This window comes from Methylobrevis pamukkalensis, assembly GCF_001720135.1.
In the GTDB taxonomy this organism is placed as follows: domain Bacteria; phylum Pseudomonadota; class Alphaproteobacteria; order Rhizobiales; family Pleomorphomonadaceae; genus Methylobrevis; species Methylobrevis pamukkalensis.
The window spans coordinates 1-7,897 of the sequence record NZ_MCRJ01000147.1; the positions used below are offsets into that span (position 1 = coordinate 1).

General features: G+C 72.3%; 5 protein-coding genes and 1 pseudogene. All 6 read right to left on the reverse strand.

The features are described from left to right. Positions 1 to 143: 143 nt before the first annotated feature. A pseudogene (ribB, locus tag A6302_RS18155) lies at positions 144 to 1,267 on the reverse strand (3,4-dihydroxy-2-butanone-4-phosphate synthase). A gap of 60 nt (positions 1,268 to 1,327) precedes the next feature. Beyond that, entirely contained in the window at positions 1,328 to 1,837 is a 510-nt protein-coding gene (locus A6302_RS23170) for a response regulator (protein ID WP_069308219.1), read from the reverse strand. After that, positions 1,834 to 3,759: a PAS domain-containing hybrid sensor histidine kinase/response regulator gene (locus A6302_RS18165; protein ID WP_169833623.1), complete on the reverse strand. Its 1,926-nt coding sequence runs from the start codon at positions 3,757 to 3,759 to the stop codon at positions 1,834 to 1,836. The genes A6302_RS23170 and A6302_RS18165 overlap by 4 nt, the downstream gene beginning before the upstream one ends. 656 nt (positions 3,760 to 4,415) lie before the next feature. After that, a complete protein-coding gene (locus tag A6302_RS18170; protein WP_069308221.1) occupies positions 4,416 to 5,948 on the reverse strand; it encodes a YifB family Mg chelatase-like AAA ATPase in 1,533 nt (510 codons plus the stop codon). Positions 5,949 to 6,051: 103 nt separating this feature from the next. After that, on the reverse strand, positions 6,052 to 6,996 hold the full coding sequence (gene gshB, locus A6302_RS18175; protein WP_069308222.1) for a glutathione synthase: 945 nt from the start codon (positions 6,994 to 6,996) through the stop codon (positions 6,052 to 6,054). 91 nt (positions 6,997 to 7,087) lie between these two features. Beyond that, positions 7,088 to 7,897: NAD(+) diphosphatase (gene nudC / locus A6302_RS18180; RefSeq protein ID WP_141703914.1), on the reverse strand; the 810-nt coding region annotated here is incomplete at its 5' end.

The window sequence follows — 7,897 nt, forward strand, 5'->3', positions numbered from 1 at the left end:
TCGGGGAGGTGCGCACCCTCGACGGCGCGCCACGGTCCGGAAAGCCCGACCATTCGGCACGCCGGCTCCCGGCTGACGACCGGGGGCCGGCCGGTCAGGCCCTCGACTCGACGCTTCGGCAGCCGGACAGTCCGAGCCGGCGCTCAGTCCAGCTTCACCGTCCGGCTGATCTCGATGCCGAAACCGCCGAGGCCGACATACTGGCGCTCGAGCGAGGCAAGCACCGCGATCGACTGCACGCCGAGATCGCGCAGGATCTGCGCACCGACGCCGACCTCGCGCCAGCGGTTCATGCGCAGCACCGCGCTGCCGTGGCCCTCGCCATCCTTGCCGTCGCCCATCGGCGCCGGCGCCTGCTTGGGCTCCAGCAGTTCGTCGGCGACGGGATTGCGCAGGAACATCAGGATGCCGCGGCCGTCGGCCTTGTCGCGGATCGCGGCCACCGCGGTCTCGACCCAGCTGCCGCCGGTGCCGCGGCCGAACAGGTCGTGGGCGGGCTGCTCGCGGTGGATGCGGCAGAACACGTCCTCGCCGCTGCCGACATCGCCGAACACGGCGACGATGTGCTGCAGCGGGTCGAAGGGCGTCTGGTAGGCGTGGACCGTGGCGCGCATGCCGCCGATCGTCATCTGCTGGGTCGCGGCGCGGGTGACGAAACGCTCGGTGCGCACGCGGTAGGCGATCAGATCCTCGATGGTGATGATCTTCAGGCCGTGTTCCTTGGCAAAGGCGAGGAGCTCCGGCAGGCGCTTGACCGTGCCGTCGTCGTTGACCACCTCGCCAGCACGCCGACCGGCTCCAGCCCGGCAAGCCGGGCGAGATCGACGCCGGCCTCGGTGTGGCCGGAGCGGGTCAGCACGCCGCCGGCGCGGCCGATCAGCGGGAAGATGTGGCCGGGGCGCAGGAAGTCGCTGGCCTGCGCATTGTCGTTGGCCAGCGCCCGCACCGTGTTGGTCCGCTCGTCGGCGGAAATGCCGGTGGTCATGCCGACCTTGTAGTCGACGCTGACGGTGAAGGCGGTGCGCATCGGGTCGAGATTGTTGGCGACCATCGGCGGCAGGTTCAGCCGGTCGGCGCGCTCGCCGGTCATCGGCACGCAGATGATGCCGCTGGTGTGGCGCACCATGAAGGCCATGGTTTCCGCGGTCGCCCGCGAGGCGGCCATGATCAGGTCGCCCTCGTTCTCCCGGTCGGTGTCGTCCACCACGACGACGAGTTCGCCGCGGGCAATGGCCGCGACGGCGGCTTCGATCTTGTCGAGCTTCATGGGTCTCACCAGGCTGGGCACGGAGGCATGCGGCGCTTGTAGCGCGCGCGTCCGCGCGGATCAATCGGCCGAAAGGCGCTGGGCGAGCGCCCGCAAGGCATCGGGTTGCAACGGTTTCGCCAGCCAGCCGTCGAAGAGGTCGCCCTCGCAGCGCGCCCGGGTCTCCGGCATCACGTCGGCGGTGAGCGCCACGATCGGCGTCGGCCGCAGGCCTGCCGGCTCCATCGCCCGGATCCGGCGCGCCGCTTCGAAGCCGTCCATCTCCGGCATGTGCAGGTCCATGAGGATCAGGTCGAAGCTGCCCCCGGCTGCCATGCGCTCCTCGCACAGCGCCAGCGCGCGGCGCCCGTCGCCGGCCACCGCCACGCTGTGGCCCTGCTTTTCCAGAAGGCCGCGGCCGAGCAGGGCGTTGATCTCGTTGTCGTCGCACAGAAGCACCCGCAGCGGCCGCAGCGGCGCCTCGACCGGGCGCGCGAGGATCGGCTCGTTGCCGCCCGCGGCGGCAAAGTCGGTCTCGCCCAGCAGGGTGCGCAGGGTCCGCACCAGCGAGGCGGAGCGCACCGGCTTCACCAGATAGCGCCGTAGCCGGCGGCCAGCAGGTCCGGCAGGCTGGAGCGCTGCAGCGGGTCGAGCAGGATGCCGGCCGGCATGTCGCCGATCGCCCGGATCCGCTCGATCGCGGCCATGGGATCGCCCGCCGCCGCATCCACCAGCACGACGTCGACCCCGGACTGCGCCGACAGCCCGGTCTCGATCTGCTGCTGGGTCAGCAGCGTCACGTCGGCGCCGCGCTCGAACAGCCGGCGCAGCACCAGCGGCCCTTCGATCAGGGCGTGGGACACCAGCACAACCCGGCGTCCGGCAAAGGGCTGATCCACGGCCGGCGCGGCGGCCGCGTCCGGCTGCGGCACCCCGGCGTCTGCGGGGGAGGCGTCGGGCGCGCCAAGTCCGGGCGAGATCCGCACGAGAGGGATGGGCATCACGAGCGGCTCGACGGGCCTGGCATGGACAGGTGACGACAGCGCGGATGCGGGCGGATCCTGAGACGGATCGATGTCGCCGCCGCGTGCGATGGAGACGCCCGACAGGCCTCCCCCCGTCAGCGCATCCAGCAGGCGGCGCTGGTGGGCGCGCGCGCCCGATCCCGGTGGCGGTGCAAAGGCGAAGGCCGGAACGGGCATCGGCGCGGGCGTGGCAAGGGCGGTGCGGGCAGGGACCGGGGGCAAGCTGGCCGGCGCCAGAACCGGCGCGCCGGCGAGCGCCAGGTGCACGGAGAAGGAGAAGCAGGCGCCGGCGCCGGGCGCGGAATCGAGCGCGATGTCGCCGCCCATCAGCTGCACCAGCCGGCGGGCGATGGCGAGGCCGAGCCCGGTGCCGCCGTAGCTGCGCGCCGGCCCCGGATCGGCCTGCTCGAACTCGCGGAAGATCCGGTCGCTGTCGTCCTCGTCGATGCCGATGCCGGTGTCGCGCACCTGGAACAGCACGCCGGCGGTGCCGGCCGCGCCGCCCGCGTCCTGATACAGCACCTCGATGGCGACACCGCCCTCGGCCGTGAACTTGATGCCGTTGCCGGCCAGGTTGAACAGGATCTGGCGCAGCCGCGCCGCGTCGACGAGCAGCTGCTCCGGCAGCCGCGGATCGATGTAGGCGGCCAGTTCGATGCCCTTGGCATGGGCCCGCGGCGCCAGCAGCTCGACCAGCGATTCCACGATCTCGCCGATCGAGGCCGGGGCAACCACGAGGTCGATGCGGCCGGCCTCGATCTTCGAGAAGTCGAGGAGGTCGTCGATCAGCAGCAGCAGCGCGTCGCCGGAGGTCTCGATCGCGCGGGCATAGGTGGTCTGCTCGGAGGTGAGCGCCGTCTGCTGCAACAGGTTGGTCATGCCGAGGATGCCGTTCAGCGGCGTGCGGATCTCGTGGCTGACCATGGCGAGGAACCGCGACTTTGCCGCGCTCGCCGCCTCGGCCTGATCGCGGGCCACCGACAGCGCCGCTTCGGTGGCCTTGCGGTCGGTGACGTCGCGGCCGATGCACTCGACCACGTCGCCGTCGCCGGCAAGCGCGGTTTCGGTCCAGGAAAACCAGCGCAGGCCCTGCGGCGTCGCCACCGGCATGTCCTGGACGGGCAGCAGGTCGCGCCGGCCGGGAATGGACGACGCCCGGACGAGGTCGGCCGCCTCGGGCGCCAGCACGTCGAACACGTGCCGCCCGCGTGTCGCCTCGCCCTCCAGCCCGAACAGGCGGCAGAAAGTGTCGTTGACGGCGAGAATCCGCCCGTCGCCGTCGCGCTGGATCACGACGTCGCCGGCCGCCTCGACGATCCGCGCGAGCCGGTCCTGCCGGTCGCGGATTTCCCAGGCCTCGTCGGTGAGCGCCTCGATCTGGGCGGCGGACAGTCGGGCGGCGGCGCGCCAGCGGGCAAGGTCGGCGCTGCGGCGGGCAAGCGCCGGCGAGCACCGCGCCGCAGGCGGACAACCCGGCGAAGAAGGCAAGCGCCGCCAGCAGCGGCGCGAGATCGGGACGAGCGAGCGAAGCGGCAATCAGCACCGCCAGAGCGGTCACGGCGGCGGCGCTGGCGACCAGGGCGGGGGCGGTCACGCCGGGCGCGGCCGGGGCGGAGGCCTCGGCCGGGGCCATGTCGCGCCCGATCGATCCCTCCGGGCGGGGGGTGGGCGCAAGGGCGCCGCCGCGTCCGTCCGGTCCCGCCACCCCGCCTGCGCCTCCACCCGATGAGGGCTCGTCCATCGTCCTGGTCATGCCGATCCCGACTGCTCGCGGTGGCGGCGCCGTCATCGGGCACCGGCAGGGGGAAGCACGCCGTCACCGGACGGATCGTCCGGCGGGCAGGCGCGGCTTCGCGCGAGGCGCCCGGACGACACCCTGTCGCCGCGATCGCCGATCGGTGCAGCATGACCGGGGTGTCTTGAGATTCGGTTGTCGGCCCTTCCCAAAACAGGAAAGTCCTCTTCGGGCATCCCGCGACGGCATCCCTGACGGTCTTCACGACGGCACGGGGAGGCCGCCCGGGGGCCGGCGAACCCGTCGGCCGTGGCATCCGTCAGCGCCGGGCGCGGGCCGAGCGGGGACCCTCGACCCTCCGGGTGGCGCTGTCCGGGCGCAAGCGCTCGGCCGGCCGCCGGGAGGATCGTCAGGCCGCCGCCGCGACCCGCTCGCCGGCCGGCCGGTAGGCAAGGCTTTCGGCGATCTGCAGGCGGCCGACGCTTTCGGCTCCGTCGAGGTCGGCAAGCGTGCGGGCGACCTTGAGCACCCGGTGATAGGCCCGCGCCGAGAGGCGCAGGGCCTCCGACGCGTCGCGCAGCAGCTGGGTGCCGGCGCGGTCCGGCCGCGCGATGTCCTCCACCACCCGCGCCGGTGCATCGGCGTTGGTGCGAAGGCCCGGCAGCCCGAGCGCCACGAACCGCTCGCGCTGCAACTCCCGGGCCGCGGCGACGCGGACGGCGACATCGGCGGATGTCTCGGCCGGCGCGGGCAGTTGCAGGTCGGCGGCCGACACGGCGGCAAGCTCCACATGCAGGTCGATGCGGTCGAGCAGCGGCCCGGAGAGCCGCGCCTGATAGTCGCCGGCGCAGCGGTCGCCCCGCCGGCAGGTGAAGCCCGGCGTGCCGGCAAGGCCGCAGCGGCAGGGATTCATCGCCGCCACCAGCTGGAAGCGGGCGGGATAGGTGACGCGGTGGTTGGCGCGGGCGATCACCACGTCGCCGGTTTCCATCGGCTGGCGCAGGCTGTCGAGCACCGCCGGATTGAACTCGGGCAATTCGTCGAGGAACAGCACGCCGTTGTGCGACAGCGAGATCTCGCCGGGTTTCGCCCGCAGGCCGCCGCCGACGAGGGCGGCCATGGAGGCCGAATGATGCGGGTCGCGGAACGGGCGGCGATCGGACAGGCGCCCGTCGCCGAGCGAGCCGGCGATGGAGGCGATCATCGAGATCTCGAGCAGTTCGCGCGGCGACAGCCGCGGCAGGATCGAGGGCAGGCGCCGCGCCAGCATCGACTTGCCGGAGCCGGGCGGGCCGACCATCAGCAGGTTGTGGCCACCGGCCGCCGCGATTTCCAGCGCCCGCTTGGCGGTTTCCTGGCCCTTGACGTCGGCCAGATCCGGCAGGATCGCGTCGGGCTCGCCGCGCCGCGGCTGCGGCCGGGCCAGAACCTGGGTGCCCTTGAAGTGGTTGGCGACGGCAATGAGGCTCATCGGCGCGAGGATCGGCATCTCGCCGTCGGCCCAGGCCGCCTCGCTGCCGGAGGCGAGCGGGCAGATCAGCCCCTTGCCCCTCGCATTGGCGGCGATCGCCGCCGGCAGGACACCGGCCACCGCGGAAATGGTGCCGTCGAGGGCCAGTTCACCGAGCACGACGAAGCTCTCCAGCGCATCGGCCGGGATCGCGCCGATCGCGGCCATCAGCCCGAGGGCGATCGGCAGGTCGTAGTGGCTGCCTTCCTTCGGCAGGTCGGCCGGGGCGAGGTTGACCGTGATGCGGCGGGCCGGCAGGGCGAGGCCGGAGGCCGTCAGCGCGGCGCGGATCCGCTCGCGGCTTTCGGCCACCGCCTTGTCCGCCAAGCCGACCACGGTGAACATCGGCGTTCCCGGCGCCACATGCACCTGGACGTCGACGTCCACCGCGTCCACGCCCTGGAAGGCGACCGTCGTGACCCGCGACACCATGGCTGGCGCTCCCCGCTGACCGAATGCCTTACCCTCGCACAACCCATGCACGAGCGCAAGAACATGAAGGGAACAAAGCGGGGATATCGTTCCGGTTTCGGCGTCAGCGGCGGCGCTTGTCCTCGATCGCGTCCCAGATCTTCGCCGCGATGTCCGGCCCGCCGAGCCGCTTGATCGCGCGCAGGCCGGTGGGCGAGGTGACGTTGATCTCGGTGAGGAAGCCACCGATCACGTCGATGCCGACGAAGATCAGCCCGCGGCGCTTCAGCTCCGGGCCAAGGACGGCGCAGATCTCGGCCTCGCGGTCGGTGAGGGCGGTGGTTTCGGCCGCGCCGCCGCGGATCATGTTGGAGCGCAGGTCGTCGGGCGCGGGCACGCGGTTGACGGCGCCGGCGAATTCGCCGTCGACGAGGATGATCCGCTTGTCGCCCGCCCGCACCGCCGGCAGGTAGCGCTGCACCACGAAGGGCTCGCGCGACATGGTGGTGAAGAGGTCCATCAGCGAGCCGAAATTCTGGTCCTCGGCGGTGACGCGGAACACGGCGGCCCCGCCGTTGCCGTAGAGCGGCTTGACGACGATGTCGCCGAATTCCTTGCGGAAGGCCTTCACCTCGGCGATGTCGCGGGTGATCAGCGTGTCGGTCATCAGCTCCGGAAAGGTCATGACGAACAGCTTTTCCGGGGCGTTGCGCACATGCGCCGGGTCGTTGACCACCAGCGTCTGCGGATGGATCAGCTCCAGCATGTGGGTGGTCGACACGTAGTTCATGTCGAAGGGCGGATCCTGGCGCAGCAGCACCACGTCAGTGGTGGCAAGGTCGATGCGCTCGGCCGCGCCCAAGGTGAAATGCGCGCCGGCCTCGTCGGCCACCGTCACCGGCTCCACCGTGGCAAACACCTTGGCGCCGCGCTGGGCCAGCCGGTCGGGGGTGTAATGCAGCAGGCGGTGACCGCGGCGCTGCGCCTCCAGCATCAGGGCGAAGGTGCTGTCGCCGGCGATCTTGATTGCGGCGATGTGGTCCATCTGGACGGCGACGGTGAGGCTCATGGGCGTCTTTCCGCAAAACTGGAGAGGAGGGCTGGCCGACATATGGGGCGCCAAGGCGGCGCGGCGCAAGCTGCCGGTGGGCGGCGAGGGCTCAGCCGTCCGCCGGGGCGTGTTCGGCGAGCCAGTGTTCGATCAGATGCCGGGCGATGGTCGGTGGCGGCGGCACGCAGAGGCCGTCGGGGTGGGTTCCGGCGGTCATCGCCGCCACCTCGTCCCGGTCGAACCAGCGGCAGTCTTCCAGCTCCACGGTGTCGACGACGAGATCGCTGCCGAGCGCCTCGCCGTAGCAGCCGATCATCAAAGTCATCGGAAACGGCCACGGCTGGCTGTTGTGATAGGCGACGGCGCCGAGGCGCAGGCCGGCCTCCTCGAAGATCTCGCGGCGCACGGCGTCCTCGATCGTCTCGCCGGGCTCCAGAAAGCCGGCAAGGCAGGAGTAGACGCCGGGGGCAAAGCGCGCCTGCCGGCCGAGCAGGCAGCGCCCCGCGTGCAGCACCATCATGATCACCACCGGATCGGTGCGCGGAAAGTGGCTGGCGCCGCAGGACGGACAGTCGCGGCGATAGCCGCCGAGCGCGGGCAGGCTCTCGCCGCCGCAGGCGGCGCAGAAGCGGTGGCTGACGTTCCAGTGCAGCAGGCTGCGCGCCTGCGCCTTGATGCCGAGGGTGGCGGCCTGAGTGCTGCCGTCGACGGAGAGGGCGCGCAGGTCGGCGAGGGACGCGACGTCCTCGGGCACCGCGGCCAGCAGCGCCGCCACATGCGGCCGACCCTCCGCGTCCCAGCCGAGCAGCACGCGCGGGGCGGCGGCAAGGCCCAGCGCCTCGGCCTCGGCGGGTCGAAGCTTGCGTGGGGCGCGTCGGGCTCGTTGGCGGCACGGGCCTGTCGGCGGCAAAGACGTGGA